This window comes from Rhodopila sp., from assembly GCF_965276935.1.
GTDB lineage: Bacteria > Pseudomonadota > Alphaproteobacteria > Acetobacterales > Acetobacteraceae > Rhodopila.
Window position 1 is genome coordinate 31930 of record NZ_CBDIBS010000001.1, and the last position, 26259, is coordinate 58188.

Genomic DNA, 26259 nt, shown 5'->3' on the forward strand with positions numbered 1-26259 from the left:
TCATGCGTGATCTGCGTATTGTCGGCGGCACGGTCCTGCTGGCCGCCGACCGGCTGCAATCGGCCGATCTGGTGCTGAAGGACGGGCTGATCGACCGGATCGGTGGCGGCAGCGGCGGGTCTTATCTGGATGCGTCCGGATTGCTGGTGCTGCCCGGCATCGTCGATCTGCACGGCGATGCGTTCGAGCGGCAGTTGCAGCCTCGGCCGGGGGTGGATTTCCCCGCTGACCTGGCGCTGCGGGATACGGAATCGCAGTTGCTGGCGAATGGCATCACCACGGCGTTTCACGGCGTGACGCTGTCGTGGGAGCCCGGGCTGCGCAGCCTGAGCGCGTGGCGCGCCATGCTGGACGCCTTGGCCGCCCGACCATGGACCTGCGACATGCGCGTGCATCTGCGGTGGGAGGCCTACAATCTGGATGCGCTGGACATCGCGGTTGCCGATATCGCGGCCGGGCGGGTGCATCTGCTGGCGTTCAACGACCACACGCCGTCGATCCTGGCCAAGCTGCGGGACCCGGTGGAGGGCGCCAAGTACAGCGGCCGAGCGGGGATGAAGCTGGCGGCGTTCCAGGCGATGGCGGACCGGATCGCGTCGCACGCCGATGCGGTTCCGGCCGGGCTGGACCGGATCGCGGCGGCGGCGCGGGCGGCTGGCCTGCCGATGGCCAGCCATGACGATGACAGCATCGCGGCGCGGGACGGGTTTCGCGCGCGGGGTGCGAGGATCTGCGAGTTTCCGATGGCGGAGGCGGTCGGACGGGCGGCGGTCGAGGCGGGGGATTTCGTTGCGATGGGCTGCCCGAATGTCGTGCGCGGCGGGTCCCACCTTGGCTGGGCCTCGGCCGCGCGTCTGGCGGAGGCGGGGGTCTGCACGGTGCTGACCTCGGATTACTTCTATCCGGCGATGCTGCGGGCGGCGTTCGTGCTGGCGGAGCGGGGGGTGCTGGATCTGCCGCGGGCCTGGGCGCTGATCTCCTCCAATCCAGCGGCGGCGGCGGGACTGGCGGATCGCGGGGCGATCGAGGCGGGCAGGCGAGGCGATCTGGTGGTAGTCGATCCGGAGACGTCGCGGGCGGTGACAACGATTGTCGGGGGGCGAGTGGCGTTTCTGACGACGGAGGGAAGCAAGCGACTGTTCGAAGCTGCGTGATAAAGCGTCTCACGGGGCGCACGTATCGTCGACGACGCCTGCACAATCGTCGATATCGCCGCCTGGGCTGGATCGACCGGGCCAGCGCCATTCTTGGTGAAGAGCGTCTGGCGGAATTTCCCGACCTCGCCTGCTGGTTCGCCGCGATGGACGCACGCCCGGCGGTCGCCCGCGCCCGCGCCATCGGCAAGGAATCCCGTTCAAGCGGAATATGGACAAGGATCACAACCGCAATCGAAGTTGACTGCCCGCTTCTCACATACGACATGCGCATCGCCCGCTTCAACGAGACCTATGGCAGTCCATACGGGTTTTTGATCGCGGTATAGCCGGATCTTGCAACCACCTGCCTCGGCCCCGCGGAACACGTGATAGCCGTCCGCGTTGCACCCGGATCGTAACCAGCGGGAGCAGCAGCGATGGCAGCGACGGCGGAAAAGACCAATCTGGCTTTGTGGGAGAAGGTGAAGCAGGCGGTCACGGACAGCGACCGGGGCGGCAAACCCGGTCAATGGTCCGCGCGCAAGGCCCAGCTCGCCGTTCAGGACTACAAGAAGCAGGGCGGCGGCTACCAGGGCCAGAAGTCCAAGAACAATCACCTCCGGCAATGGACCGAGGAGGAGTGGGGCACCAAATCCGGCAAGCAGTCCGGCGAGACAGGCGAACGTTATCTGCCGAAACGCGCCCGAGCGCACCTCAGCGATAAGGAATACGCCGAAACGACGGCAAAAAAGCGCCAGGACACCCAGCATGGCAAGCAGTTTTCCCGGCAGCCCGCGGCCATCGCCAGGAAGACCGCCGCGGATCGTGGCACAGGACGCTCGGACGCCGACCTTGCCGCGTTGAAACGCTCCGACCTGCTCGCTCGCGCGGCCCATGCCCAGATCCCTGGCCGGTCCCGCATGCGCAAGGACGAGCTGGTAAAGGCGCTCGCCTGATGCCGGCGCATGGTTTGACCGCAGACGAGAAGAAGGCGACCCATGAGGCGTTCTCCACGCTGGTCAACATGACGGCCGCTCAGTTGCGCAAGTGGCTGGCCAACGAGGAAAGTCGCGGCGTCGGCATGACGCCAGACGGCGATCGGGTTACCGGCAGCAATCAGCATGAGTCTGTCGGCCATCACATGGGCGAGCGCATTCTGGAAATTCGCGGCAGGAAGCAAGCTGATCTATCGGATGACGATTATGCGGACATGCGCAAGGTGATTGGCTACATCCACCGCCATTCCGCGCAGCGGCCGAAAGGTGACATCACCGATACAAGGTGGCGGAAGTCGCTGATGAATTGGGGACACGATCCATTGTAAAAAGCTTTGGCACGGGTGATCGGCAACGTTACTGTTGCTGCACGAGTTCAACATATTGTGCGTAAAGATTAATGTCGAAACGTTCTCAATGCTATGCGATAGATTTGAACCGTGGGCCGAGAGCGCCACGCGGGGATATGGCGGCCGACATCATAGGTGCCGGCGCGCCGCTGCTGATCGGCTTCAGGAATCCGATATTCTATGCCTGACGCGTCGCGTAGAGCTACTTCGCCTTGATTGACGCGCTCTCTTCTTAAAGAGCGAAAAAGGCTGGCCCGCGTGTCGATAAACGCGCGGCCAGGCCGTTCAAGGTGCTCTCGCCGCGGCACACACCCAAATATTTGATTGCCCGCGGCTATCCCGCCCTGCTTCGGCCGGGCAAGACAGTCTCATGCCGCTTCTAATCGCACAACGTCCAGCCCAAGCTCCAGTCGTCATATCCGCTGCGGCTCCGCCCGCCCCCGCCACACTTGTCGCTTTTGCCGTGCTGTTCATCCTCTGGAAGATTCCAGACATACTGCAGGGGCGCCTTTGGGCAGAGGACGGCCTTTTTCTCCTTGACGCTTTGCACCTGCCGTGGTGGCAGGCCCTCACTACCCCGCATACCGGCTATATAGACGTGGTTGCCAGCGGTGCGATGCTGATCGCCACGCGTGTTACGGATCTCGATCATGTCGCGCTGGTAAGCGTTGCGATTGCGCTGATCGTTCAGATTTGCCCCGTTGTCCTGCTCGTCACCACTCGATGCGAATGGTTACGGCAGCGCCGGGTGCGTCTGATCGCCGTACTGCTCGTCCTGACGCCGCCGGTAGCCGAGGAAATCTGGCTCAGTCCCGTCACCAGCCAATACCACTTGATGCTATGCGCCGGCCTTATCCTCGCGTTCGAGGTTCGGCGAGGGGCAATCGGCATGTTGCAGCTTTTGTTGCTGGGGATTGCCGGCTTGACCGGTCCAGGACCGGCCCTCGTGGCGCCGCTGTTTATCGCGCGCGCTTGCCTCGACCGTTCGCGGCGGCGCGCAATTCAGGCAGCCGTTCTATCCACCGGCGCACTAATTGAGATCACGATGGTCTGCGCGCATCCGGAACCGGGACGACACCTCGGGATCAACCCTGCGCTCCTGCTCCACGTCATCTATATTAAGCATCTTGTTATTCCTTTCCTTGGGCCTCGCCTGGCATTTTCGGTAACAAATCGTCTGGACCGGGCGGGACTGCTGGAACGATACCCGCTTATACCGATCCTCGTTTCGACAATGGCGATTACCGGCCTAACCCTGGCCGCCGCGACGGCCCGCGCGCGGGAGGTCCGATGGCTCTGTGCCGCGGCTTTCACAATGATGATTCTGTCCTATTTTGGGGCGCTTGGCGGACAGGCGCACCTGCTCGAGATCTATTTCGGCGCGCGCTACTATTTTGCGCCACAGGTTCTGCTCGAGCTTACGCTGCTCAGCATAGCAAGTACAGGCACAGGAGTGCGCCGGACGGTGACTATGGTGCTCGTTACTTGGCTTCTGATCGTGGGAATTGGAACATATCGCTCGATCAATCAGGGTATGGCGCACGGTCCCTCATGGCGCGAACAGGTTGTTCAGTGGCGCGCGCGAAACGCCAACACTGTTATGTTGTGGCCGCCCACTTTCACAATTATTCCCTGATCAGCTACGTCCTGGTGCGTCTCCTTTGGTGTGGCTACCGCAGCAAAGGGTCTGAGTCATAGCCTAACCGATCCTGGCGGAACCCGGTCAGGCTGCTCCGCCCTCTCCCGAACAATAAGCTGCTGTAGCGCACCCGACGGCGAGGGTCGGCCTTAGTACCCTGGCGGCGGATAATACGCAGGAGGCGGATAATAGGCAGGAGGCGGATAATAGCCCGGCGGGGGCGGATAGTATCCCGGCGGCGGCGCGTAGACCACAGGTGGAGGCGGCGCATAAGCTTGCGACGCGATCACGCCGCCAACCACGGCCGCGGCACCTAGGCCCAGCAACGCGCCCCCCAGGCCAAAGCCTGGGCCGCCACGATAACCGCGGTCGTATCCGCCGTGCCAGCCGCCATGATCGTGGTCGTGTCCGCCGTGCCAGCCGCCATGATGGTCTCCGCCCCCGTGCCACTCGGCATGGGCCGCAGGCGCAAACAGCAGCCCCGCCGCGACGGGAGCCGCAATGAACAGGGACCTAACGCGCCACATGATCTAAACTCCTTGAACTTAACATATTCGATAGTGAAGATACGGCGTGGCCGTATTGCGGCAAGACAAAGATCGTTTGATGGTCATAAATTAATAGCACATTCGCAACATATGCGCCAGCTTTTACCGTTGACGTTCGCCAGGAAGAGAGCCTGAAGCCAGATCACCGCGCCAGATGCCGCACGCTGCTCAGCTCGCCCGGTCCTGAGTTACCGGAAGCACGAACCGGCGATAGACTATTCCAACCCCGATCAGCGTCAGCCCCAGCCCCAGGAAGGACATCACGCGCCAAAGCCCAGTCAGCCCCGACATGTCGATTACGAACACCTTCGCACTGACCGCACCGATCACGCCAAGCGCGGTCAGGCGGAGCCGACGCTGGCCCGAGCGGATGGCCAGAACCATCAGCCCGGTCCCGTAAGCCAGCCACCCGCCGGACCAACCCCGAGTTCCGGCGCCTCAATCGGTGCACTGCCCCAGCCCATTCCGCCGGGATGGAAATACTGCCGGATTTGCAACGTGATCCAGACGAAGCCGGCAACCACGGCATAGGCGCCGAGGCCGGTGCGCAGCTTGTCGTCCGCCACGCGCCGGCGCGCCAGCGCGGCAAGGCAAGCTGGCGCGAGATAAGCGGCGGACAGCGTAAACACCCCCGCCGAGACGCCGGTGACCATCGGGTTCAGCGGAAGAATCGCGACCGCGTCGGCAAGTGCCATCCCACCAAGAATCCGCCAGGCCCAACTCAGAACCCTGCGCTCGGCACCTTGGGCTATCCCGTGCTGGGCGAGATAAAGATAGGCGTTCGCCTGAATGGCGATCGCCAGCAGGTGCAGCGCCACCTCGGTAAAGCGAGCGGGACGTGCCAGGTAGCCGCCACCGTGCGTGTGGCGGATCTCCAGCGCGACGAACAGCGCGAGAAAGATGATCGCGCCTGCCTCCAGCGTGGCGACCAGCCGGTCATCGGTTCGGCGGCGGAACATGGCGGCGGCGGAGGCGAAGGCGCTGGTGGGGACCGCGTAGCCCGGGAGCAGCCCGTTGACCAGCGGCATTGTCCCAAAGGCGTAGTCCAGCACATACGGGTTCAGCACCAGCCGGACAATGATCAGGGCGGCCACCGCCAACGCGACCAGGCGCAGCGCCGGAAGGTCCGCGCGCGCCTCGATCCAGGCCAAAGGTGGCAGGAACAACGCGACGGCGAGTGTGAGCCAGTTGTCGTGCAGCAGCATGGCGCAGCCCAAGGCCAGGGCGGCGACGGCGCCGGCGGCATGGACGCCGGCGCGCGGGCGCTTATTTGAATGCGCGGCGGCCGCGGCAAGGGCCGTGAGCCCGACCGTCAGCGCGAGCGCGGCGGCCGCCCACGTGATGTCCGTCTGAAAGCCCGTGATCCGGGCGTAGGCGGCTGCAAGGCTGAGGACCGGAACCGCCGCGACCAGCGCGGCCCAGTGCAATGGGTTTGCCGCGCGCCGCTGCTGCCACAGACCGGCGGCGGCGTGGAACGCGGCCAGCAGGCCGGCGGCGGCGATCACCGGCGGGGCCACCTGAGCGGCGGGCGGCAGTGCCTGGACAAGGCCCTGGACATGGATTGCCTCCTCCAGCGGCATCCAAGGCGACAGCGTCCAGAGCAGCAGCGTCAGCAGGCCGAACAGCGCGGCGATCCAGGGCAGACGGTCGAGGCGCGGTTCGACGACGCCTTTGCAGACTGCTATGGGAGACAGCAGAAACAGCGCCGCGCGCGAGGCCATGCCAGGGGCGAAGGTTTCCAGCACCAGGCCAGCGGTGCCCATCGCGGCGAACGGTACCCAGGCCAGGCGCCGGCCGGCCGGCTGTTCGAGCGCCGCCTCAGGCAGCAGCAGCAGGTTGAATGCCACTGCGGCGGGTATGAATGCGGCCGCTGCCCAGCGGTTCGGTTCGGCTGAGAGACCGGCAAAGCAGATCCAAAGCGCGCTGGCGATCGTCGTCGCCCAGGCGAGCCAGATCCAGCCGGCGCGGCGGACCACCAGCAGCGCGGCGGCGGAGACAACAAGCAGGTAGGCGAACAGGCCGGGCAATGATGGAGTCTGGGTGGCAACCAGGGCCGGTGTCGCGAAGGCCCCCACAATGCCGGTCGCGGCGGTCAGAGGTCCGTAGCATAGCGCCGCTGTCAGGGCGATCAAGGAGGCGGCTGCCATCGCCGCGAACGCAATCAGCGGCGGCAACAGGCCGAGCAAAGGTCCTGCACCGTATGCCGAGCCGAACAGCACGGCCGTGCCGCCCGCGGCCAGCCCGCTCGGAGCCTGGTCGATGCGGAAGGCGCCGGCCAGCGGCGGAGCCTCGTGACGGTGCAGGAACTCGGCGGCGGTTAGCAGGACAAGGCCCAGCAGCATGGCGAGGGAGCAGCGGGCGGCGGGGCCAAGGAGCGCCTGCTCGACGGCGTAGCGGACCAGGAAAATACCGGCGAACAGCAGCGCCGTGGAGCCGAGCCAGACGCTCCAGCTTGTCGTGAGAAGGGCTTCAAGGTCCCGAAGCGGCAACGGAGGGTTTGCGGGTGGGGGTTTGGTGGCAGGGGCGATCGCGGCTTTGGACGCGACTGGGGCGGGGTTAATCGCCAACGGCTGGGTCACTTGTCGGGCAAGCTCGATGCGCAGGTGCCGTAGTTCCGCGTGGGCGCACAGCGCGCTGAAGAAGCCAATGATGCCCAGGACCCAGCCGCCGAACCATCCGAGTTGCAGGAGAATGTGCATGGGCTCAAGGGGCCTTGAGGCCGTCCGTCGGTCAAGAGAAACGCGGCGCGGGGTGAAAGAAACATGCTTCCATTCTCGTCGGTACGCCGATCGTAGCCTCCAGGGCCTGGTGTGGCATCGCCACGTTGCCGGTGCTCTGGTCAGCGGGACAGGTATAACCGAGGCATATGCCGATGCGCTTATGTCGCGCGCGCCCGCTTCCCTCCCGGATTGACTCGGCCGGTTCGCTTCGTCAGTTTCCAGTCGTCTGGGAAAAGTCAAAAACGAAGGATACGGAGGCGTATGGCAGGCTACGGCTGTATCGGCACGACGCGTGGGATCCGCGCGTGACCAACCTGCTCGAGGCCAAGGGCCTGCATGCCGCCTATGGTGAAACCAGGGTCCTGCACGGCATCGACTTTGCCGTGCGCCAGGGCGGCGTCACCGCGCTGCTGGGGGCGAACGGCGCCGGCAAGACCACTACGCTGCGGGCCATCTGCGGACTGGTCCGCACCCAGGGCGAGCTCAACTTGAATGGCACTTCGATCGGCGGCCTCGCCACCGAGGACATCGTCCGTCTCGGCGTTGCCCACGTCCCGGACGGCCGCGGCACCTTCATGGAACTGACGGTCGAGGAGAACATGAAACTCGGCGCCTACACCCGCCCGGCGAACCAGGCGCATGCCGACTTCGATCACATGTTCGACTATTTTCCCCGCCTGAAGGAGCGCTTCAAGCAGCAGGCCGGCACCTTGTCCGGCGGCGAGCAGCAGATGCTGGCCATCGTACGTGCCCTGCTGCTGCGCCCGCGGCTGCTGCTGCTGGACGAACCCTCGTTCGGGCTTGCGCCATTGATCGTGCAGGAGATCTTCCGGATCCTGCGGCGCATTCGCGACGACGCCGGCGTCGGTATTCTGCTGGTGGAGCAAAACGCCGCCCTGGCGCTGGAGTTCGCCGAGGACGCCTATCTGCTGGAAACCGGACGCATCGTGATGTCCGGGCCGGCGGCGGACATCAGCAAGGACGAGGGCGTCCGTCGCTCGTATCTTGGGTACTAGGGGGCACGATGCAGGGCGTTCTTCATCAGATCATGTCGGGCATCGCCACCGGCGGCATCTACGCCAGCGTGGCGCTGGCCCTGGTGATGATCTATCAGGCCACGCATCATGTGAATTTCGCGCAGGGGGAGATGGCGACCTTCTCCACCTACATCGCGCTGACAATGATCAATTGGGGTCTGCCCTACTGGGTCGCCTTCTTCGGCGCGGTGGTGTTCTCCTTCATCATCGGCGTCGCGATCGAGCGGATCCTGATGCGGCCGCTGGCGAATGCGCCGGTGCTGGCTTCGGTCGGTGTGTTCGTCGGACTGCTGCTGGTCATCAACAGCTTGAGCGGCTGGTTCTTCGACTACACCATCAAGCAGTTCCCGACGCCGTTTCCCGACCGGCCGATGCTGGGCGGCTACTTGTCCGGCCATGAACTCGGCTCGACGGCCGTCACGCTGATCGTGTTGATCTGTGTCTGGCTGTTCTTCCGATTCACCCGATTGGGGCTGGCGATGCGGGCGGCGGCGTTCAATCCGACATCGTCGCGGCTGGTCGGCGTGCGCGTCGGCTGGATGCTGGCGCTGGGCTGGGGCCTGGCGGCGGCGATCGGTGCGGTCGCCGGATGCATGGTGGCGCCGGTCGTGTTCCTCGATCCCAACATGATGGCGGGCATTCTGCTGTATGCCTTCGCCGGCGCCTTGCTGGGCGGCATCGACAGCCCGCTGGGTGCCGTGCTGGGTGGCTTCATGGTCGGCGTGATCGAGAACCTCGGTGGCGCCTATATCGTCGGGACCGAACTGAAACTGACCCTGGCGCTGGTGATCATCGTCGCGGTGCTGACCGTTAAGCCTTCCGGCCTGATGGGCCGCAGAGTCTATAGCCGGGTATAGCGCAATGCGAGGAAGCGTCTGGCTGATCGCCGTTCTTGTCGTGCTTGCTGCCGTGGTGCCAGTGATCGGCCTCAGCGGCTATCACCTGTTCCAGCTGACGATGGTGGTGGTTTATGGCATCGCCATCCTGGGCCTGGCGCTGCTGACCGGGTTCAACGGGCAGATCTCCCTCGGTCATGGGGCCTTCTACGCCATCGGCGCCTACACCACCGCCATCCTGATGACAACCTGGAACGTGCCGTACTGGCTGACCTTGCCCGCCTCGGCCATCGTCTGTGCGGTGATCGGCTTCCTGCTCGGGCTGCCGGCGCTTCGGCTGGGCGGCCTGTACCTGGCGCTGACCACTTTCGCGCTTGCGGTCGCGGTACCGCAGTTGCTGAAATACAAGCTGGTGGAAGACTGGACCGGCGGCGTCCAGGGGCTGGTGATCGACAAGCCGGATGCACCCTTCGGCTTGGCGCTGTCGCAGGACCAGTGGCTGTACCTGTTCACGCTGGCCGTTGCGGTGATCCTGTATGTGATCGCCTGGAACCTGGTGCGCGGGCGGATCGGGCGGGCGATGATGGCGATCCGGGATCATGCTCTGGCGGCCGAGGCGATGGGGATCAACCTCGCCATGCTGAAGACCCGCACGTTTGCCGTCAGCGCGATGTATACCGGCCTCGCGGGCTCCTTGGGTGCCATTGCGATACAGTTCGTGGCGCCCGACAGCTTCGGCGTGTTCGTTTCAATATTTCTGTTCGTCGGACTGGTAGTGGGCGGTGTTTCATCGATCGGCGGCACCCTGATCGGGGCGGCGTTCATCGAGTTCATTCCCAACCTGTCCGACCAGGTCTCCAAGGCAGCGCCAGGCGCGGTGTATGGCGTGCTGCTGATCGCGGTAATGTTCCTGCTGCCGGCCGGGGCAGGCGGGTTCCTCAAGCAGATGTGGCGGCGGATGACACAGCCTCGGCGACGAATCGCCGCTATGCCAGAGGCGAACGCCGATCCGCAGGACCAGCCGCAACCCCCGGTTTCAAGCAACACGCCGGAAGCCGCTGAACTGGTGCGGCAACACCGGACCGGCGAAGACGCCGCGGGCGTTCGCCTGAAGCATTAAAACCACCCGGCGCAAGCCTCATCGCTGAGGCGGATCGCGTCGGCGCGGGACATGCTCACGCATGACGCGGGACGTGCTTATCGACACCAGCGACAGTCCCAGCATCTTCGTGACAAGACGCTGCGGACCGATCGCGTAAGGCTTTCATTAATTAATCCCGCCTACGTTGCAGCCACCGCGCGTCGCAGCCACTGCGCGCCGCGGCGCCACGGGTCGGGTTGACCTGCGGATCTCATTCGGTTCTGGTTGCCCGTCACGGAGACAGGTCTTGCCCGCAGGTTTCAGATCGGCGTCGCGCAGCCGCGGCCTTGCATGGGTCGCGATGGCACTGATGCTCAGCCTGGTTCTCGCCGCGGGGATCGCGATCTGGCAGCTCCGCCAGGGTGCCGTTGCCGACACCGAGGACGACAACCACCGGCTTGGTGTCGTGCTCGCGGAGCAAACTACGCGGACGCTTCAAGCCGTCGATTTTGTCCTGCGGGAGATGTCCGACAAGATCATCGACAGTGGTGTTGATGACCTGAACGTATTGCACAAGATATTCGGCGGCCTTGACGTTCATCAGGCACTTGCTCGGCGCCTTGTCGACCTGCCGCAAGTGATTGGGTTCACCATTGTCGACTCTTCCGGACATCTGGTGAACCTTTCCAGAAAATGGCCCGTGCCGGATTATTCGGTCGCGGACCGGGCATATTTCCAATACTTCGCCGCCACGGCAGACCCCAATCCGTACATCTCGGAGCCGGCGATCGCCCGTACTTCCGGCGAGAAGGCGATCTTTCTCGTGCGCCGGATTACTGGACTAAATGGGACTTTCCTGGGCGTTCTCGTCGCCCCGATCCGCCTGGACTACTTCGATACATTTTTCGCCAAGACTGGTTTCAGTGACGGCACCGGAGTCTCGATCGTCCGCCGCGATGGCCTGATCCTGGTGCATTTTCCCGGATCCGATCTGCGGCCTGGCACGCGCATCCCCACCAAGCTGAGCTGGTATGACCTGGTCGCTTCCGGCGGCGGCCATTATCGCCTGGCAAATACGTTTGCTGATCTCGGCCCGACTTTCGTGTCCGTCCATCCGCTCAAGCATTATCCGGTTGTCGTCGATGTCGTTCGGACTCAGGCGGCGGCGCTGGCGCGCTGGTTTCGACAGGCGATTGCGATCGCGGCAGGCGTGCTTTCGGCCTCGATCAGTCTGGCGCTGTTGCTGCGCGCGTTGACCCGCCAGGTCGCCATCAGCGAGGCATCGCAGGACCAGATCAGCCGGCAGGTCAAGGCATTGCAGGCGAGCGAGACGCTGCTGGCGACGACGCTCGAGCACATGAACCAGGGCCTTATCATGATCGATGCCACGGGTATGATGCTAATTTGCAACAAACGTGCGATTGAGCTGCTCGACCTGCCGGTCGACATGATGGCGGCCTACCCGCGCGCCGCTGACGTCATCGAGTACGTAAGGCAGCGAGACGACGTTTTAGCCTGTTCGGAACCGCCGCTGGACATGGGCTTGGTGCTCGACAATCAGGCTTGTTACGAGCGCCGGCGGCCCAACGGCACCGTGCTGGAGGTGCGCACCGCGCCGCTGCCGGATGGCGGGCTGGTTCGCACCTTCACCGACATCACCGCCCGCGCCGCGGCCGAGGCGATGCTTGGGCTTGCTGCCTCGCACGACCAGCTTACCGGCCTCGCCAACCGCAACGGCTTCAACACCCGATTGGATGCCACACTGGCGGCGGCTCGACGCGGCAATCCCGAGGTGGCGGTGCTGTGTCTCGACCTGGACCGGTTCAAGGCGGTCAACGATACGCTTGGCCACGATGCCGGTGACCAGTTGCTTGTCCTGGCGGCGCAGCGGATGCGTGAGATCGCGCGAGTCACGGACATCATCGGCCGTCTGGGCGGCGATGAATTCGCCATTATTCTTCCTGCCACCAACCTGGCCGGCGCGGAACAGGTGTCGCGGCGGCTGCTCGAGTCGATCCGCATGCCTTACATTCTTGGTACGGAACGAGCGCGGATCGGCGTGTCCATCGGCATCGCCATCTATCCGACCGATGGTGGAACCGCCGAACAGTTGCTGCGCAATGCCGACACCGCGCTATACAAGGCCAAGGCGGCGGGACGAAACACCTTCTGTGCCTATGCCACCGAGGACGGCCAGCGGGAGCAACATCGCGTTCAGTTGGAGCAGGACTTCCGTACCGCCGTCGAATTGGCGCAATTCAGCTTGGCCTACCAGCCGATCTGCGATGCCGCCACCAGCGAACCGGTGGCGTTCGAAGCGCTGTTGCGCTGGAACCACCCCAAACGGGGCGCCGTTCCACCATCAGACTTTATTCCTATAGCCGAGCAGACGGGATTGATAATCTCGTTGGGGCGTTGGGTCATCGAGGTTGCCTGCGCCGAGGCCGCTGCCTGGGCGCTGCCGCTGCGGATCGCCATCAACCTGTCGCCGGCGCAGTTCCGCGACCAAGACCTGCTGTCGTTCATTCGCGACGTGCTGTCGCGGACCGGCTTGGCGCCCACCCGTCTGGACCTTGAAGTGACGGAGGGGCTGCTGCTGGAGGATGTGGCGGACATCGTCAAGACAATGCAGGCGCTGCGGAGCGTGGGCGTCCGCATGGTGCTGGATGATTTTGGCACCGCACACGCCAACCTGAGCTACCTGCGCGGTTTTCCGTTCGATGCCGTGAAGATCGATCGCAGCTTCCTGCGCGCGCTGAACAGTGACCGGCAGGCCCGCGCGCTGGTGGAGGCGATGCTGGCGATGGCCGGCGCCCTCGGGCTCGACGTCATCGGCGAAGGCGTGGAAACGCCCGAACAGCTTACGCTCCTCTGCCTTCTGCAGTGCCGCTGGGTGCAAGGCTTTCTGCTCGGCCGTCCCGCACCCAGCGAGGAGACGCGCGAGCTGATCTGGAACCGTGCGGCGAACAACCCGCGAGGCGACAAGGCCGTGCGCCTTCCTCGGGCAACACACCGATGAGTTTGCCGGGGTTCAAGCGCTGGGGTTCAAGCATCGGCCGTCCATCGGCCTTCTCAAGTCGGCAGCGTTGGAAAGGAAATCAGCGCCACTTGCGCCGCAAACTGCCTGAACGCGCGCGCCGGCTGGGACATGTTCGAGGAGACATAAGCGAAACCTCAAGGCTACGTCAGCGCATCGAACCCTGACGCGTCGCGGTGAGCGCCGTTAGAGCAATATCAGCCTGACTGGAATGGCGAGGCGATCTCAGGCTGATGAAATTGCTCGTGAAATACAGCTAGAGCGGTTCCGCGCTTGGTGAAGCCGCTCTAGCCCGCCGATGCCAGGAAGTTCATCGCCGCCTGCACCCCGCCGGCCTGATGCGGAATGCCGGCCGCGCGCAGGCCCATCTCCACGCCGGTCAGGGCGCCGGTGAAGGACAGCACGCCTATCTCGCCCATGTGGCCGATGCGGAAGACCCGGTCCTCCAGACGGCCGAGGCCGTTGCCAAGGCTCATGTTGAAGCGTTCCAGAATCACCGCGCGTAGATTATCGGCGCTGTGGCCTTCCGGCGTGCGGATCGCGGTCACGCCGGGCGCATAAGCCGCCGGATCGGCGCATTGCAAGTCCAGGCCCCAGACCGCGGCGGCCAGGCGAGTCGCCTGCGCATAGCGGGCATGACGGGCAAAGACACGGGGAAAACCTTCCTCGGTCAGCATCGTCAGGGCTTCGTCCAGCGCGAACAGCAGGTTCATCGCCGGGGTGTAGGGAAAGAAGCCGGTCTGGTTGGCGGCGACCAGCGGCTCCCAGTCCCAGTAGCTGCGGCGCGACCCGCCGGCGCGCGCGGCGGCCAGCGCCTTGCCGCTGATCGCCGTGAAGGCCAGGCCCGGCGGCACCATCAAGCCTTTCTGCGAACCAGCGATGGTCACGTCCACGCCCCAGCCGTCGTGCTGATAGTCAATGCATCCAAGCGATGAGATCGCGTCGACCATCAGCAGCGCCGGGTGGCTTTCCATCGCCTGGCGTACCGCCGCGATATCGGTCATGCAGCTTGTCGAGGTCTCGCTGTGCACGGCGCAGACCGCCTTGATACGGTGCTCGCGGTCGTGATCCAGCACCCGCGCGATGGCGGCCGGATCAGCGCCGTGGCGCCAGTCGGTTTCCAGTGTCGCCACGTCCAGGCCGAAGCGCAGCGCCATCTGTTCCCACAGCCAGGCGAACTGACCGGTGCGGCTGAGCAGGATACGGTCACCAGGGACCAGCGTGTTGACCAGCGCGGATTCCCAGGCGCCGGTGCCGGAGGCGGGAAAGATGCCGACGGTTCCGCCGGTCCGAAAGACTTGGCGCAGCTTCGCCACGACCGCCAGCCCCAGTGCGCCGAACGCGGGACCACGGTGATTAATGGCGTTGCGATCCATCGCCCGCAGCACCCGGTCGGGCAGGTTGGTCGGTCCCGGGGTTTGCAGGAAATGGCGGCCGGACACGAACGGGGTCATTCGGCGTGCATCCTTCAACAGGCAGCGCAGGAACCACGACGGCCGGAAGATTGCAACGATGTTGACGGCATGGCAGGCGCGCGGCCGCCGGCGTTCGGCACTGGCATGGCGACGGCGGAGCAAGTATGGCTAGACGAAAGCAAGCTGGACGGAAGCAATGCAAGCGAACGCAAGGTGGCGCAGCCAACGCAGGATTGGCAGATCATGGCTTCGCTGATCCTGACCGTCATCGGTCCAGACCGCCCTGGGCTGGTGCGCTCGCTGGCACACGCGGTTGCCGCGCATGGCGGAAGCTGGCTGGAAAGCCGGATGGCGCGCCTCGCCGGCCAGTTCGCCGGCATTGTGCTGGTCGAGGCGCCACAGGCGCTGCTGGCCGATCTGCGTGCGCTGGAGTCCGAAGGGCTGCAGATCGTCGCGCAGAATGCCGCGGGTGTTGGACCGGTCAACCAAGACGGTGCCGGCGAGCGGCTGGCGCTGGAGGTGGTCGGCAACGACCGCCCCGGCATCGTCCGCGACATCGCCCGGATTCTGGCGGACAACGCGGTGAACATCGAGGAGCTGACGACCAACGTGGCCAGCGGCTCGTTCAGCGGCGGGACGCTGTTTCGGGCAACAGCCTTGCTGCGCGCGCCGAACCCGAGGGCGGTGGAGGCGGTGCGGGCCAGTCTGGAAAGACTTGGCCATGAACTGATCGTGGACATCCAGCCAGCGGAGAATGTTCCAGGTTCCAACTTGTCATCGGCCTGAGACACGCCCACCAACACTCAGTTGCCGGCAACAGCGCGAAGCCGCACTGCCGCGGTATCCTGTCCGGCGGCCCATCCGACAATGTCCCTGGTTGACCTCGCTGTCTTGCCTGTCCACGCCGTACAGACTTTATGCACCCACCGCCGTTACCGGTGCGACCACCAGACACGGTTCCGCTCCCGGCACGTCCCACATCAGGCGCGGGTCGAATGCCCGTGCCGCGATCATTGACAGCACCACGGTCGCCAGGAAGATCGGCGATCCCTGCATGACATCGATATGCGCCAGCTCACCAAACTGCACCAGCGGCGCGAAGATGATGACGGCGAAGGGATCAACGGTGGACCAGCGTCCGACGTTATCAATGAATCGGTAGAGTTGCGTCTTGCGACGCAGGCAGCATGGCGATCGCCGTCGCACCGACAACAGGAACCATGTCAGGCTGATCAGCTTGGCCAGCGGAAAAACCACCGAGACGAACGAGATCACGATCCCGAAGTACCAGAACTTGCTCTGGAACAGCATCTCGATCCCGTCGATGATCGAACACGGACTTTGCATTCCGGCAAGCCAGTATTCGCCCATCGGCAAATCATAGGCGAATGGTGTCAGGGCGAAGGTCGCGGACAGCAGCGCGGTGCGCTGCATCACCGCGTAAGGACGGCGGCGATGGACCCGGGCGAAGCAGCGTGGGCAGCGCTGCCCCTCGGTCTCCCCCGGCAGCACGAGATCGCAGCTTCGGCAGGCGACCGCATCCGCGCCGACCTCTTGCGGCGGCATCTCCAGCCGCCGCCACACCGCTCGCCGCTCAAGGCTTGCCCGGGTGACCATTGTCATCACCGCCGCACCGACGAAACACCAGCCACTGACATCGATCCGCACCGGGATCTGCGATGCGATCCGCCCATAGCCGATGCCGGCGCCCACCAGCAGGACATCCGCCATGGTCCAGACATCGAGCACCTCGCAATACCGGAACGCCCGGCCGATCCAGCCGCCGCGCCTGCCCAGCCGAAGGGCACCCAACGTGACCGACAGCAACCCGAACCGCAGGGTGGGCAGGACAAGCGCCTGCAGTCCAAGGACAATCGTGACCATCGGCCAGCCCTGGCCCCAGGCGGTGCCCAGCCCGGAGACAAGGTAGGTCGAGCGGCTGATCCCGGCGATATGCATCGTCATTACCGGCATCAGGTTGGCCGGCAGCAGCAGCAGCAATGTCGCGATCGTGCAGGCCAGCGCGGCATCCAGGCTACGCCCGGTGGCATTTTCCAGCACACGTCCGCATCGCCAGCACGCCAGCCGTCCCCGCGTGGGCGTCGGCGGCATGTGCTGGATGGTCGCGCAGTCTCGGCAGGCGATCAGCATCCTTACGAGACGGTGCCGTATTCAGTGGCACTTCCACGCCAACGCGCGCGTCATCCCTCTGGTTCGCGACGTTGACCTGGGATCAGACAGTGGTCGAGTGTTATCCTGCCAATTGCCGATGCCCTGTTCGTGCGGCGGTGTCTGGCAACACGCCGATTGCCGAGTGTGCGGGCATGATGTTCGTCCAGCCGCTACGCGATCGGACAGCCCACCACATGCTGCTGGAATGCCGGCCGCTCGCACAGCCGGTCATACCAGGCGCGAAGGCCAGGCAGTTCCGGCCGCGTCAGCCCAAGATAGTTCATGCCGAACCACCGATGCACATGGACACCCCAGGGAATGTCGCACAGGCTGAAATCGGCGCCCGCGATGTATCCGTGCCGGTTCAGCGCCGGCTCAATCATGCCCCAGATCCTGGCGGTTTCCTCGATTGAGGTGGCCACCGCGCCCAAATCTCGTTTGTCTGGCGGCGTGCGAACCAGGCCCCAGAACACGCCGCCCATGGGCCGGTTCAGCAGCGTCTGCTGCGCGTCCATCCAGTGATCGACCGTGGCACGGACATGCCGGTCGGCCGGCCACAAGGCAGCGCCCGCAGCATGACCCTGCGCGAGGTAGCGCAGGATGGCGTTGCTCTCCCACAGCGTGAAGTCGCCCTCCTGCAACGTGGGCACCAGGCCGGTCGGGTTCATCGCACGGTATTCGGGGGTGTCTGTCCCGCCGAAGGCGCCCCCGACATCGATCCGCTGGAACGGCAGGTCCATCTCGGTCAGGCCCCACAGCACCTTCATGACGTTGCTCGATGAGGCGCGGCCCCAGACGATCCGCTGTGCGCTTTCATTCATGCTATCAATCCCTACTGTCGTCGCAATCTTCATTGTTAACCTGTTGGAGAACGGCATCCAGGTGTCTCGACAGCGCCGTCGGCACCGCGTCCCCGCCAAGCTCGCACAGGATTGCCCCGCGCGGAGCGTCCACCAGCAGGCCGAGGTCGCCGCCGGCTCGATCGCCGCTGAGCGGCATGCAACCGAAGCGGCGGCGATTCGCGGTCCGGAAGCAGCCGACCCGCACACGCAGATTGAAACATTGCAGGTCAAGGGCGATGAATGGCTGCAAGGACGACTTCCGAGCGAGGACGGTATAAGGCTAAACCCGCTGCCACTGCCCGGCAACTTGCTTCATTCCACCAACCAGGGCAAACGGCATTCATGCGACAACAGCCGCCACCCCGCACCTTGAGTGTCCTGACGGCTCTTGCAGGGATCGCCGCCCTCGGCATCGCGCACGCGACGGAAGTCTGGGGTGGCCTAGTCCCCTGCGCGCTGTGCCTGCTGGAGCGGTGGCCTTACCGCATCGTCATTGTCCTCGGTCTGCTGGCGGCGATCGCCCGTCGCGGCGTCGCCCGCCTGCTGTTGACTGCCGCCGTGCTGTGCCTGCTGGCGGATGCGGCGATCGCCGCGGTGCATGTCGGGGTGGAGTTCCAATGGTGGCCAAGCCCGCTGCCGGAGTGTGCGGCACCACGGCTGGCGAGCGGGTCGGTCGCCCAGCGCCTGGCCTCGATGCCGGCGCGACCATCCAAGCCTTGCGACGATCCGACCTTCCTGATCCCTGGGCTGCCGGTATCAATGGCGGCGATGAACCTGCTGTATGCCCTGGCATTCTCCACGATCGTGGCCATGTCGCTGCAAGCGAGGTTCCCAAGACGATGACAAGCGGACAATGACAAGCGACAATTTGGATGGCCCCGGGCAGCGACCTGGCGACCTGACTGACCGCCAGCGGACGGAACGCATGATCCGCGTCGACCACGCCGGCGAATATGGCGCCGTGCAAATCTACGCCGGCCAACTCGCCGTACTCGGCCGCGGTGACAAGGGCGGCCTGCTGCGGCACATGCAGGCGCAGGAACAGCATCACCTGGCCACCTTCAACACCCTGATCGCCGACCGCCGCGTGCGCCCGACCGCCCTGCTGCCATTCTGGCGCCTCGCCGGCTTTGCCCTTGGTGCCGTCACCGCCGCGCTGGGTGAGAAAGCCGCCATGGCCTGCACCGTCGCGGTGGAGGAGGCGATCGACGCCCATTACGGCGCGCAGATAGAGTCCGTGGATTCCACCGCACCTGATCTGCGCGAGACACTGGAGAAGTTTCGTTCCGAGGAACTTGAGCACCGCGAGATCGGCTTGGCGCATGGCGCCGAACAGGCGCTGGGCTATCGCCTGCTGTCCGGCGTGATCAAGGCCGGCTGCCGCACCGCGATCGCGCTTAGCGAGCGGCTGTAGAGCCGCGCAGCCGGTCGCCACTGCCGCCGCGTGCGGTTATCGTGGCTTCCGCCCGTCATGGCTGCGTTTTCGCCACATTTTCAGCATTGTTTCGGCATTATGCTGTGCAATGATCCGTGCATGATGATGTCCCAACCCTTCGTACGCGGCGGCGCCTCGTGCTAGCGGCACTGGTGACGTGGGTCATGCCGGCACGCGCTCAATCGCCGCCGGAACAAGCGCAGCCCAGACCACTGCCGCCTGCGCTAATAGACTACATCGCCATAGTGCTCGCCCGCCTGATCGAGGTCGCTCGCCAGCAAGCCATTGCTGATGGCGTTCGGCCGATCCCGTCCGCCGTCTACCGCTCCCTATTGGGCTATTTTCCTCCAGCGCTGCTGCGGAAGACTCGGTTCGCCAGCGGGAAAGCCGAGGCGTTGACCTTGCCGGCACTGGCTTTTTCCTACGGCGACGCCATTGCTCTGACACTGGGCGAAGTCGTGCTGTTCAAGTCCGAGCGGCTGGCGCAGTCCGACCTGCAACTGTGGGCGCACGAGCTGACGCATTTGATGCAATATCAGCGATGGGGCATCGACGGGTTTGCCGAACGTTACGCCCGCGACAGCGCGGCGGTGGAGCGGGAGGCGATCGACAACGCCAACCGCTTCATGGCGTGGCATTCGCAACGCGGGTCCTGAGGAACCACACGTCCGATTAAGCCGGCGCCGGCCAGGGACCACGTCAGGGTCATGCGAAATCGGTGACCAGCCCGGCTGACGCGAAGGCATTATCGGGCGTGTTCTGCACAGGACGCCCGCACAGCGATATGGGTGGTGGTTGCGCCACAGTCGCCGGCCCGGATCAACGAGACGGCAGGGCCGGCGTATGACGTCGTTCGCTACGCCGCCGCCTGCGCCGCGACCGGCCGCGACCACGCCTTCAACACCGGAAGCACCTCCTTTGCGTAAAGCTTTAGCCCATCCTCGGCCAGATCAAACGGTGTTCCACCGAACCGGAACGATGTTGCCAGTTCGAACTCGCCCACGATCGCCCGACGCTCCTCAAACATCTTCAGGATGTGATCCGGCGTGCCCCAGACCGCCGCCTGCATGAATGCCGAGACGATTCCGTCCATGCCGATCTCCTTGGCCAGTGCGATCTTCTGCGCATAGGCATCATAGCCTTTCACCGTACTGAAATGTTCACCAAGTAACTCGTAATGATAGAAATTGCTCTCGACGAATTTTCCCATGTATTGCCGAGCCTTGTCCTCGGCGCCGTCCATCGTCGGTGTGCAGATGCAGAAATCCGCCAGCAAGGGGGGAAGTTCCGTCCCGCCGTGCATCTGCCGGGTCAGCTCGCGGTGCTTCCGGATTGCCGGCATGCGCATCGGCCAAGGGCGGTCGGCGAACATAACCATGCGGGCGTTCAGCTTCGCCGCAGAAACGACAGAGTCATCGGATGACGCCACGGCGTAGATCCGCCCGTCGATCGGCTTCACCGGCCGGGGCCGCAACTCCGTCCGCGGCTGCTTATAGTATGTTCCGTCGCCCTCGATGAAGCCGGTGCGCAAGGCGTTGACAATCATCGCCGCCGCTTCATCAAACCGTTCACGTGATTCATCCATCGTGCCGCGGAAGGCGTGAAATTCGCGGCGCGCCAGGCCTCGGCCCATGCCAAGGCGCAGGCGCCCCTTGCTGAGCAAGTCTACGACGATCGCTCGTTCGGCGACCCGCAGCGGATCGTTCCACGGCAGGATCACGGCGGCCGTCCCGAGATCGACGTTCGGACAGACCGCTGCCAGATAAGCCATCAACTGCAGGTTGTCGGGACAGAACGAGTAGTCGTTGAAATGGTGCTCCACCGACCACAGCGCATCGAAACCCGAATCAGCAGCCACTCGCGCCAGCCGGATCTCCTCATCCCACACCTGCGCATCGGAAACGCCGCTCCAGCCGTAGCTGGCGAACACCATCTGCAAACCGACGTCCATTGCGTCCTCCTGTCCGTTGGTGGTTGCCATGCTTTCACGACAGCGGGCGGTTCGCAACTTTGCCGCCGGGATGGGCTGGGCCTAAGCTGTCCGAGACAACCAAGGAAGCGGCGATGGCGTTGAAACGCATGGTGCTGGAAATCGGCATGGGAAGCGATATTCGGGGTGCCGACCCGACCAAGGCCGCGGTGCGCGCCCTGCGCGATGCTCTGTGGCACAACTCGCTCAACATCGCCAAAGCGCTGGGGCTGGACACCGATGCCATGCAGGTGGAGGTCACCATCGGCGTGCCGCACCCGGAGAAGGTAAACAAGCAAGAGGTGTTGGCGATCCTGCCGCACGGCACCGGCACGGTGACGGTGGTCGATGGCGGCCTGGAGATCGTCAACGACGAGAACACCGGTTCCACCCTGATCGCCAACGCCGCCGCCGTCGTCTGGCTAGATGTCGCGTGACCACGGAGAATGACGCAAGGAGAATGACCATGTCCCGCAAGCGAGTCATCCTGGAGCTTGGCGCCGGCAACGACCTGCACGGCGGCGACTACACCAAGGCCGCGCTGCGCGCCGTGCAGGACGCCCTGCACCACTCCTCCCTCTCGATGCTCCGTTCGCTCGGCATCGATGCGGAGACGCAGATGTTCGTCGAGGTCACGATCGGTGTGCAGCAGCCGGACAAGGTGGACACCGAGGCGGTCAGGGCGTCCCTTCCCCATGGTGTCGTCACCGTCAGGGCGGTGAAGGGAGGTCTGGACGTGATCGACCGGGAGCGCGGCGACAATGCAGTGATCGCGGCGGCGGCCGTGGCGGTGCGGCTGGAATTACCTTAGGATCGGCGATGAGTGTATGATCGCCGATAAGCGGTGCCCGAGGCAGACAAGGCGGCGTGGGAGCACAGGCCGACGAGGCTGTTAGCCGGGCGTTGCAAGGATTGCCAGCCCGGGCAGGACCGGCAACCTCGTTTGCAGTACGCAACTATTGCCTAGCGCCTATCGGATGAACAGCACCAACGAGTTGAACTAAACGATAGTTCTTGGCGTAATTCTTGCAATTACTGAGGTGATTTTCGGGAAGGTAGATTGTGCAGATTCAGCCAAGTTTGTTTCCAAGTCCCGTGACAAACCTCTACCCCAGCCTGAAAACGGGAACGGCGATCGACCTCGATACAACGCTTACCAGTGGTGACAAGGCAATGTTGTCGGCGGTCTACGGTAGCAACTGGCAAACGCAAGCAGGACCGAACGGCAATATAAAAACAAACCCGCTGGCGGATGCCATCGCGATCTCCCGCGCCATGGGAACCTTGAAGGGGCCTGTTACAGCACAGTTCTTGCGCAGTATGCCAGCAGCCCAACCATGGGAGCGGGCGTTATCCAGAAGGCGTTGAACTTTCTGTCGTCATCCACGGATCAGCACGGCAACTCCGGCAAGTCCGTCAACATCGTGGCGTGACCGTTATCACCGCCTACGCCTGATCGTCAGTGGTATCTATTTGGTATATGCATTAATACTGCAGAACTGGAAGAAGTTGCACGTCCATATATAACAGCGAGCCATGACGGAGGGCAGCATGAGTGCGTACGACACTGATATCCTGGTCTGGTCCACACGCCAAGCCGAGATGCTGCGTCGCCGCGGGGCCGGCGAGCCGGTCAATGATGTCGAACTGGATTGGCTGAACATCGCCGAGGAGATTGAATCGTTGGGCAAGAGCGTTGCGCGGGAACTTGCCAGCAGGATCTCCACGATACTCATCCATCTGATGAAATTGCAGGCGTCGCCGGCGGTCGCGCCGCGCATTGGCTGGCTCGAGACGATCCGGGAGCAGCGGGACGAGATTGAAACCTTGCTGAAGGATGCCCCCAGTCTTCGCCAGACCATTCCTGGCGTCATCGGTGAAAAACTTGCCGGCGCCAGGAAGCGGGTGCACGCGGCGCTGGCAGACCATGGTGAGCAAGCCCTGATCGAACTCGATGCCGTCAGCTATACCCAGGATCAGGTGACCGGGGAGTGGCTGCCCTGAGTCTGGTCGGAAGCTGACCCCTGGATGAAGCCATGCAAAAGCCGATCCGCGCCTTCCGTTCGCGACCCTGAAACTACCGACCCCGCCAGACCGGTTTGCGCTTCTCCACATAGGCCCGCACGCCCTCTACCCGGTCTTCGCTGCTGTACGGGCTGATCCCCTCGTTCAGCCGCAGCGCGACCGGCACCGGCAGGCCGTTCGCCCGCACCGCCGTCTCCTTCATCCGCCGCAGCGAGACCGGGGCGTTCTCACACAGCATCTCGGCCATCCGCATGGCTTCGTTCAACGCCTCGCCGCGCGGCACCACGCGATTGACCAGGCCCCAGTGGCGCGCATCGTCCATGTTGATGTATTCGCCGAGGTAGAGCATCTCGAAGGCGATGCCGGACGGGATCATCCGCGGCAGCATGACGTTAGCGAAGTGCGCGCCCTTGCCGCGCTTGGCTTCCGGCAGTCCCATCAACGCGTGCTCCGCCGCCACGCGCATGTCGCACGCCAGCGCCAGTTCCATCCCGCCGGCGACGGCGGACCCGTTCAGCGCGGCGATCGTCGGCTTCACCGTCTCGTAGACAACTTCGAAGACATAACGTTGCACGCGAGACAGCAGCGGCTGGAACGGCTTGCCCTCGGTGTCCTCCTGCGCCCGCGCCTTCAGATCCGCGCCGGCACAGAATGCCCGGTCGCCAACCGCGGTCAGCACGATCGCCCGCACGTCAGGGTCGGCACCGGCATCGACGAACGCCTTGATCAGTTCATCCGACAGTTCGGGTGACAGCGAATTCATTCGCTCTGGGCGGTTGATGGTCAGCAGCCGGATATGGCCGCGCGTCTCCGACAACAGAATTGGCTCAGCGTCCGCCATCATCGTCTCCCTCTCTGGACGATCGAGACTAACCGAGACTGCGTGACATGGACACGCCGCCGGCGCGCCGACACTATGTGCTGGATGTCTTGCCAGGGAGCCGACGCCCGATGTCAGCCAGGATCACCACCCAGGATGCGTTGCACGCGCTGTTCCACCCGCGCGCCGTCGCGGTGATTGGCGCGTCCGACGATACCACCAAGCATGGCTACATCGTGCTGACCAACGTCCGCGGCAGCGGCTATGCGGGCGGCGTCTACGGCATCAGCCGCCGGTTGAAGGCCGTCGATGGTATTGCCTGCTTCCCCGACTTGAAGGCTGTGCCCGAAGCGGTGGACACGGCATTCCTCGCCATCCCGGCCGAAGCCGCGGTGCAGGCGGTGCGCGACTGCGCCCGCGCCGGCCTGAAGGCGGTGATCGTCGGCTCCGCCGGCTACGCCGAAAGTCTGGACGCCGGTGGTGCGGCGCGGCAGCAAGACCTGCGGCGCATCGCGCGGGAGGAAGGCATCCGCATCGTCGGTCCCAACTGCAACGGTATCTACAACGCGCACCATCCGCTTTCCATCGGCTTCAATACCGCGCATGCCAAGCGCCTCGCACCCGGCGGGATTTCCATCTTCTCCCACAGCGGCGCCCTGTTCGACGCCATGGCGGGACGGCTGTCCATGCTGGGGGCCGGGCTGTCGCTGTTCGCCTCGGTCGGCAATGAGGCCGACATGTCGGTGCTCGATACCATGGAATACGCGCTGACCCATGCGCCGACCAGGGTCATCGCGTTGCTGATCGACAGCCTGGACGATGGGCCGCGCTTTCGTCGCCTGGCGCTGGCCGCACACGCGGCGGGCAAGCCGGTCGTGGCGCTGAAGATTGGCGGGTCGGCGGCGGGCGCCGCGGCCGCCGTGGCGCATTCCTCCCGGCTGGCCGGCGACGATGCTTCATATCGCGCGCTGTTCGCGGCCAGCGGCGTGGCCACCGTGGCGACGCTGGAGGGGCTGATGACCGCCGCCGCTCTGCTGGACAAGTACGGCCCGTGCCCAGGCACGCTCGGCGCGCTGTCCACCTCCGGCGCCGGCGCGTCGCTGATCGCCGACCGCTGCGCGGCGCTGGGCGTGCCGCTCGCCACCCTGACGCCGGAGACGCATGCGGCGATCGACGCCCAGAAGATGTTCTCCCGCATCGGCAATCCACTGGATATGGGCATCTTTGGCGGCATGCGCCGCTCAGCCGATGTTCCGACACGGCTGCTGAACGATCCCGGGGTCTCGGTTGGCCTGGCGCTGGTGCACTCGATGAATCCGTGGCAGGGCGATCCCTACCGCGCCGCCATGGGCAAGGCGCGGGAGACCTCCGGCAAGCCGCTGCTGCTGGTCAGCCCGGGCGGCATGCCGGAAGCGGAGCGCCAAACCTACGTCGCCCGTGGCATCGACGTCTTCACCGAGACCGACATCCTGCTGGAAGGGATCGGCGCACTGCTGTTCCCGCCGCCGCAGCCACAGCCCGAGGCCGCTGCGATCAACGCAACCATGCTGCCGACGCGGCCAATGAGCGAACCAGAGAGCCTGCGCCTGCTCGCCAGGTTCGGCGTCCGGACGGTGGCCACAATCGAATGCGATTCACATGCCGATGCGGTGGCGGCGGCCACGCGCCTGGGTTATCCGGTGGTGCTGAAGGGCGTCGCCGAGGGTGTCGCTCACAAGAGCGACCTGGGGCTGGTGCATGTCGGGCTGCGCGATCCCGATCAGGTCTTGCGAGCCTGCACCGCCGTCGCCTGCCCACATGTCATCGTGCAGGCGATGATCACCGGCGGCCTGGAGGCGATCGCCGGCGTCACCCGCGCCGAGGGCGTCGGCTTGGTGCTGATCGCTGGCCTGGGTGGCATCTTCGCCGAGGCGCTGCACGATGTCGCGACGTTCCCCATTCCCTCCGGCCGGCCCGCGATCGAGGCCGGTCTGGCGGCGGGCAGCCTCGGCCGCGTGATGGCCAGCCCGCGCTGGAAGCATCCCGGGTCGGCGGAGGCCTTCGTCGATCTGCTGATGGCGCTGCAGGAGGCGGCGCTGGCGCTCGGCGACCGGCTGCATGCGATCGACATTAACCCGGTGATGCTGGGGCGGGAAGGCGCGGTCGCCGTGGATGCGCTGGTGGTGCCGCGCCTATGACGGACGACACTATGACAAACGACAG

27 protein-coding genes are annotated in these 26259 nt (G+C 64.8%); 19 read left to right on the forward strand and 8 right to left on the reverse strand.

Translation table 11 applies throughout. The annotated features are described in order from the left end of the window. The first annotated feature begins 2 nt into the window (after positions 1 to 2). From ACQY4S_RS00150 to ACQY4S_RS00170, 5 genes are all read left to right on the forward strand, one after another. Positions 3 to 1154 (forward strand): alpha-D-ribose 1-methylphosphonate 5-triphosphate diphosphatase, encoded by a 1152-nt coding sequence (locus ACQY4S_RS00150; protein ID WP_428483140.1) that lies wholly within the window; start codon positions 3 to 5, stop codon positions 1152 to 1154. After that, positions 1151 to 1483 carry a hypothetical protein gene (locus ACQY4S_RS00155; protein ID WP_428483141.1) on the forward strand — a complete coding sequence of 111 codons (333 nt, stop codon included), beginning with the start codon at positions 1151 to 1153 and terminating at the stop codon, positions 1481 to 1483. Before ACQY4S_RS00150 ends, ACQY4S_RS00155 begins: the two co-directional genes overlap by 4 nt. Positions 1484 to 1573: 90 nt before the next feature. Next, positions 1574 to 2092, forward strand: a complete 519-nt coding sequence (locus tag ACQY4S_RS00160; protein WP_428483142.1) for a hypothetical protein — start codon at positions 1574 to 1576, stop codon at positions 2090 to 2092. After that, positions 2092 to 2460, forward strand: coding sequence for a DUF3140 domain-containing protein (locus ACQY4S_RS00165; protein WP_428483143.1), 369 nt, complete (start codon positions 2092 to 2094; stop codon positions 2458 to 2460). The genes ACQY4S_RS00160 and ACQY4S_RS00165 overlap by 1 nt, the downstream gene beginning before the upstream one ends. A 484-nt stretch (positions 2461 to 2944) precedes the next feature. Next, the gene (locus ACQY4S_RS00170; RefSeq protein WP_428483144.1) at positions 2945 to 4117 is read left to right on the forward strand and encodes a hypothetical protein; all 1173 of its coding nucleotides are present in this window, start codon (positions 2945 to 2947) and stop codon (positions 4115 to 4117) included. A gap of 152 nt (positions 4118 to 4269) precedes the next feature. Here the strand turns inward: ACQY4S_RS00170 and ACQY4S_RS00175 are convergent, their stop codons facing one another. The 3 genes from ACQY4S_RS00175 to ACQY4S_RS00185 form a co-directional block, all read right to left on the reverse strand. Further along, positions 4270 to 4647, reverse strand: coding sequence for a hypothetical protein (locus ACQY4S_RS00175; protein WP_428483145.1), 378 nt, complete (start codon positions 4645 to 4647; stop codon positions 4270 to 4272). Positions 4648 to 4836: 189 nt separating this feature from the next. Next, positions 4837 to 5052, reverse strand: a complete 216-nt coding sequence (locus ACQY4S_RS00180) for a DUF2339 domain-containing protein (RefSeq protein ID WP_428483146.1) — start codon at positions 5050 to 5052, stop codon at positions 4837 to 4839. Next, positions 5052 to 7367 (reverse strand): DUF2339 domain-containing protein, encoded by a 2316-nt coding sequence (locus tag ACQY4S_RS00185; RefSeq protein ID WP_428483147.1) that lies wholly within the window; start codon positions 7365 to 7367, stop codon positions 5052 to 5054. Before ACQY4S_RS00185 ends, ACQY4S_RS00180 begins: the two co-directional genes overlap by 1 nt. A 326-nt stretch (positions 7368 to 7693) precedes the next feature. On the opposite strand from ACQY4S_RS00185, the gene ACQY4S_RS00190 reads away from it, so the two are divergent. From ACQY4S_RS00190 to ACQY4S_RS00205, 4 genes are all read left to right on the forward strand, one after another. Then, complete coding sequence (locus ACQY4S_RS00190) at positions 7694 to 8404, forward strand: ABC transporter ATP-binding protein (protein WP_428483148.1); 711 nt, start codon at positions 7694 to 7696, stop codon at positions 8402 to 8404. Positions 8405 to 8412: 8 nt separating this feature from the next. Then, positions 8413 to 9282, forward strand: a complete 870-nt coding sequence (locus tag ACQY4S_RS00195; protein ID WP_428483149.1) for a branched-chain amino acid ABC transporter permease — start codon at positions 8413 to 8415, stop codon at positions 9280 to 9282. 4 nt (positions 9283 to 9286) lie between these two features. Next, positions 9287 to 10381, forward strand: coding sequence for a branched-chain amino acid ABC transporter permease (locus ACQY4S_RS00200; RefSeq protein WP_428483150.1), 1095 nt, complete (start codon positions 9287 to 9289; stop codon positions 10379 to 10381). A 322-nt stretch (positions 10382 to 10703) separates the two neighbouring features. Then, on the forward strand, positions 10704 to 13361 hold the full coding sequence (locus ACQY4S_RS00205) for a bifunctional diguanylate cyclase/phosphodiesterase (RefSeq protein WP_428483151.1): 2658 nt from the start codon (positions 10704 to 10706) through the stop codon (positions 13359 to 13361). A gap of 305 nt (positions 13362 to 13666) precedes the next feature. Here the strand turns inward: ACQY4S_RS00205 and ACQY4S_RS00210 are convergent, their stop codons facing one another. Next, positions 13667 to 14833, reverse strand: coding sequence for a pyridoxal-phosphate-dependent aminotransferase family protein (locus ACQY4S_RS00210; protein WP_428483152.1), 1167 nt, complete (start codon positions 14831 to 14833; stop codon positions 13667 to 13669). 69 nt (positions 14834 to 14902) lie between these two features. On the opposite strand from ACQY4S_RS00210, the gene ACQY4S_RS00215 reads away from it, so the two are divergent. Continuing rightward, the gene (locus ACQY4S_RS00215) at positions 14903 to 15580 is read left to right on the forward strand and encodes a glycine cleavage system protein R (protein ID WP_428483153.1); all 678 of its coding nucleotides are present in this window, start codon (positions 14903 to 14905) and stop codon (positions 15578 to 15580) included. Between the two features lie 129 nt (positions 15581 to 15709). Here ACQY4S_RS00215 and ACQY4S_RS00220 read toward each other — a convergent pair whose 3' ends face one another. Then, positions 15710 to 16906 carry a paraquat-inducible protein A gene (locus ACQY4S_RS00220; protein WP_428483154.1) on the reverse strand — a complete coding sequence of 399 codons (1197 nt, stop codon included), beginning with the start codon at positions 16904 to 16906 and terminating at the stop codon, positions 15710 to 15712. 230 nt (positions 16907 to 17136) lie between these two features. Continuing rightward, positions 17137 to 17733 (reverse strand): glutathione S-transferase family protein, encoded by a 597-nt coding sequence (locus tag ACQY4S_RS00225; RefSeq protein WP_428483155.1) that lies wholly within the window; start codon positions 17731 to 17733, stop codon positions 17137 to 17139. 4 nt (positions 17734 to 17737) lie between these two features. Here ACQY4S_RS00225 and ACQY4S_RS00230 point away from each other — a divergent pair, with 4 nt between their 5' ends. The 4 genes from ACQY4S_RS00230 to ACQY4S_RS00245 all read left to right on the forward strand — a co-directional run bounded on the left by ACQY4S_RS00230 (position 17738) and on the right by ACQY4S_RS00245 (position 19899). Further along, positions 17738 to 18181, forward strand: a complete 444-nt coding sequence (locus tag ACQY4S_RS00230) for a hypothetical protein (protein ID WP_428483156.1) — start codon at positions 17738 to 17740, stop codon at positions 18179 to 18181. After that, positions 18151 to 18651: a disulfide bond formation protein B gene (locus ACQY4S_RS00235; protein ID WP_428483157.1), complete on the forward strand. Its 501-nt coding sequence runs from the start codon at positions 18151 to 18153 to the stop codon at positions 18649 to 18651. Before ACQY4S_RS00230 ends, ACQY4S_RS00235 begins: the two co-directional genes overlap by 31 nt. A 10-nt stretch (positions 18652 to 18661) precedes the next feature. Further along, positions 18662 to 19222, forward strand: coding sequence for a demethoxyubiquinone hydroxylase family protein (locus tag ACQY4S_RS00240; protein WP_428483158.1), 561 nt, complete (start codon positions 18662 to 18664; stop codon positions 19220 to 19222). Positions 19223 to 19407: 185 nt separating this feature from the next. After that, positions 19408 to 19899 carry an eCIS core domain-containing protein gene (locus tag ACQY4S_RS00245; protein ID WP_428483159.1) on the forward strand — a complete coding sequence of 164 codons (492 nt, stop codon included), beginning with the start codon at positions 19408 to 19410 and terminating at the stop codon, positions 19897 to 19899. Positions 19900 to 20099: 200 nt separating this feature from the next. Here ACQY4S_RS00245 and ACQY4S_RS00250 read toward each other — a convergent pair whose 3' ends face one another. Then, the gene (locus ACQY4S_RS00250; protein WP_428483160.1) at positions 20100 to 21194 is read right to left on the reverse strand and encodes an LLM class flavin-dependent oxidoreductase; all 1095 of its coding nucleotides are present in this window, start codon (positions 21192 to 21194) and stop codon (positions 20100 to 20102) included. A gap of 113 nt (positions 21195 to 21307) precedes the next feature. Here ACQY4S_RS00250 and ACQY4S_RS00255 point away from each other — a divergent pair, with 113 nt between their 5' ends. The 4 genes from ACQY4S_RS00255 (at position 21308) to ACQY4S_RS00270 (ending at position 23216) form a co-directional block, all read left to right on the forward strand. Further along, a complete protein-coding gene (locus tag ACQY4S_RS00255) occupies positions 21308 to 21649 on the forward strand; it encodes a Lin0512 family protein (RefSeq protein WP_428483161.1) in 342 nt (113 codons plus the stop codon). Positions 21650 to 21678: 29 nt separating this feature from the next. Beyond that, complete coding sequence (locus ACQY4S_RS00260; protein WP_428483162.1) at positions 21679 to 22023, forward strand: Lin0512 family protein; 345 nt, start codon at positions 21679 to 21681, stop codon at positions 22021 to 22023. Between the two features lie 251 nt (positions 22024 to 22274). Continuing rightward, positions 22275 to 22580 carry a hypothetical protein gene (locus tag ACQY4S_RS00265; protein ID WP_428483163.1) on the forward strand — a complete coding sequence of 102 codons (306 nt, stop codon included), beginning with the start codon at positions 22275 to 22277 and terminating at the stop codon, positions 22578 to 22580. Between the two features lie 183 nt (positions 22581 to 22763). Then, positions 22764 to 23216, forward strand: a complete 453-nt coding sequence (locus tag ACQY4S_RS00270) for a DUF29 domain-containing protein (RefSeq protein WP_428483164.1) — start codon at positions 22764 to 22766, stop codon at positions 23214 to 23216. 73 nt (positions 23217 to 23289) lie between these two features. Here the strand turns inward: ACQY4S_RS00270 and ACQY4S_RS00275 are convergent, their stop codons facing one another. Continuing rightward, complete coding sequence (locus tag ACQY4S_RS00275) at positions 23290 to 24081, reverse strand: enoyl-CoA hydratase/isomerase family protein (RefSeq protein WP_428483165.1); 792 nt, start codon at positions 24079 to 24081, stop codon at positions 23290 to 23292. Positions 24082 to 24188: 107 nt separating this feature from the next. On the opposite strand from ACQY4S_RS00275, the gene ACQY4S_RS00280 reads away from it, so the two are divergent. After that, positions 24189 to 26234, forward strand: coding sequence for an acetate--CoA ligase family protein (locus ACQY4S_RS00280; protein ID WP_428483166.1), 2046 nt, complete (start codon positions 24189 to 24191; stop codon positions 26232 to 26234). Positions 26235 to 26259: the final 25 nt, after the last annotated feature.

Excerpts from the sequence above, each read along its gene's own strand:
- ACQY4S_RS00270 (WP_428483164.1), top strand. The coding sequence starts at position 22,764 with ATGAGTGCGTACGACACTGATATCCTGGTCTGGTCCACACGCCAAGCC.
- ACQY4S_RS00260 (WP_428483162.1), top strand. The coding sequence starts at position 21,679 with ATGTCCCGCAAGCGAGTCATCCTGGAGCTTGGCGCCGGCAACGACCTG.
- ACQY4S_RS00240 (WP_428483158.1), top strand. The coding sequence starts at position 18,662 with ATGACAAGCGACAATTTGGATGGCCCCGGGCAGCGACCTGGCGACCTG.
- ACQY4S_RS00245 (WP_428483159.1), top strand. The coding sequence starts at position 19,408 with ATGCCGGCACGCGCTCAATCGCCGCCGGAACAAGCGCAGCCCAGACCA.
- ACQY4S_RS00205 (WP_428483151.1), top strand. The coding sequence starts at position 10,704 with ATGGCACTGATGCTCAGCCTGGTTCTCGCCGCGGGGATCGCGATCTGG.
- ACQY4S_RS00180 (WP_428483146.1), bottom strand. The coding sequence starts at position 5,052 with ATGGTTCTGGCCATCCGCTCGGGCCAGCGTCGGCTCCGCCTGACCGCG.
- ACQY4S_RS00220 (WP_428483154.1), bottom strand. The coding sequence starts at position 16,906 with ATGCCGCCGACGCCCACGCGGGGACGGCTGGCGTGCTGGCGATGCGGA.
- ACQY4S_RS00210 (WP_428483152.1), bottom strand. The coding sequence starts at position 14,833 with ATGACCCCGTTCGTGTCCGGCCGCCATTTCCTGCAAACCCCGGGACCG.
- ACQY4S_RS00225 (WP_428483155.1), bottom strand. The coding sequence starts at position 17,733 with ATGAAGGTGCTGTGGGGCCTGACCGAGATGGACCTGCCGTTCCAGCGG.
- ACQY4S_RS00200 (WP_428483150.1), top strand. The coding sequence starts at position 9,287 with ATGCGAGGAAGCGTCTGGCTGATCGCCGTTCTTGTCGTGCTTGCTGCC.
- ACQY4S_RS00250 (WP_428483160.1), bottom strand. The coding sequence starts at position 21,194 with ATGGACGTCGGTTTGCAGATGGTGTTCGCCAGCTACGGCTGGAGCGGC.
- ACQY4S_RS00165 (WP_428483143.1), top strand. The coding sequence starts at position 2,092 with ATGCCGGCGCATGGTTTGACCGCAGACGAGAAGAAGGCGACCCATGAG.
- ACQY4S_RS00195 (WP_428483149.1), top strand. The coding sequence starts at position 8,413 with ATGCAGGGCGTTCTTCATCAGATCATGTCGGGCATCGCCACCGGCGGC.
- ACQY4S_RS00185 (WP_428483147.1), bottom strand. The coding sequence starts at position 7,367 with ATGCACATTCTCCTGCAACTCGGATGGTTCGGCGGCTGGGTCCTGGGC.
- ACQY4S_RS00255 (WP_428483161.1), top strand. The coding sequence starts at position 21,308 with ATGGCGTTGAAACGCATGGTGCTGGAAATCGGCATGGGAAGCGATATT.
- ACQY4S_RS00160 (WP_428483142.1), top strand. The coding sequence starts at position 1,574 with ATGGCAGCGACGGCGGAAAAGACCAATCTGGCTTTGTGGGAGAAGGTG.
- ACQY4S_RS00175 (WP_428483145.1), bottom strand. The coding sequence starts at position 4,647 with ATGTGGCGCGTTAGGTCCCTGTTCATTGCGGCTCCCGTCGCGGCGGGG.
- ACQY4S_RS00275 (WP_428483165.1), bottom strand. The coding sequence starts at position 24,081 with ATGATGGCGGACGCTGAGCCAATTCTGTTGTCGGAGACGCGCGGCCAT.
- ACQY4S_RS00215 (WP_428483153.1), top strand. The coding sequence starts at position 14,903 with ATGGCAGGCGCGCGGCCGCCGGCGTTCGGCACTGGCATGGCGACGGCG.
- ACQY4S_RS00280 (WP_428483166.1), top strand. The coding sequence starts at position 24,189 with ATGTCAGCCAGGATCACCACCCAGGATGCGTTGCACGCGCTGTTCCAC.
- ACQY4S_RS00235 (WP_428483157.1), top strand. The coding sequence starts at position 18,151 with ATGCGACAACAGCCGCCACCCCGCACCTTGAGTGTCCTGACGGCTCTT.
- ACQY4S_RS00150 (WP_428483140.1), top strand. The coding sequence starts at position 3 with ATGCGTGATCTGCGTATTGTCGGCGGCACGGTCCTGCTGGCCGCCGAC.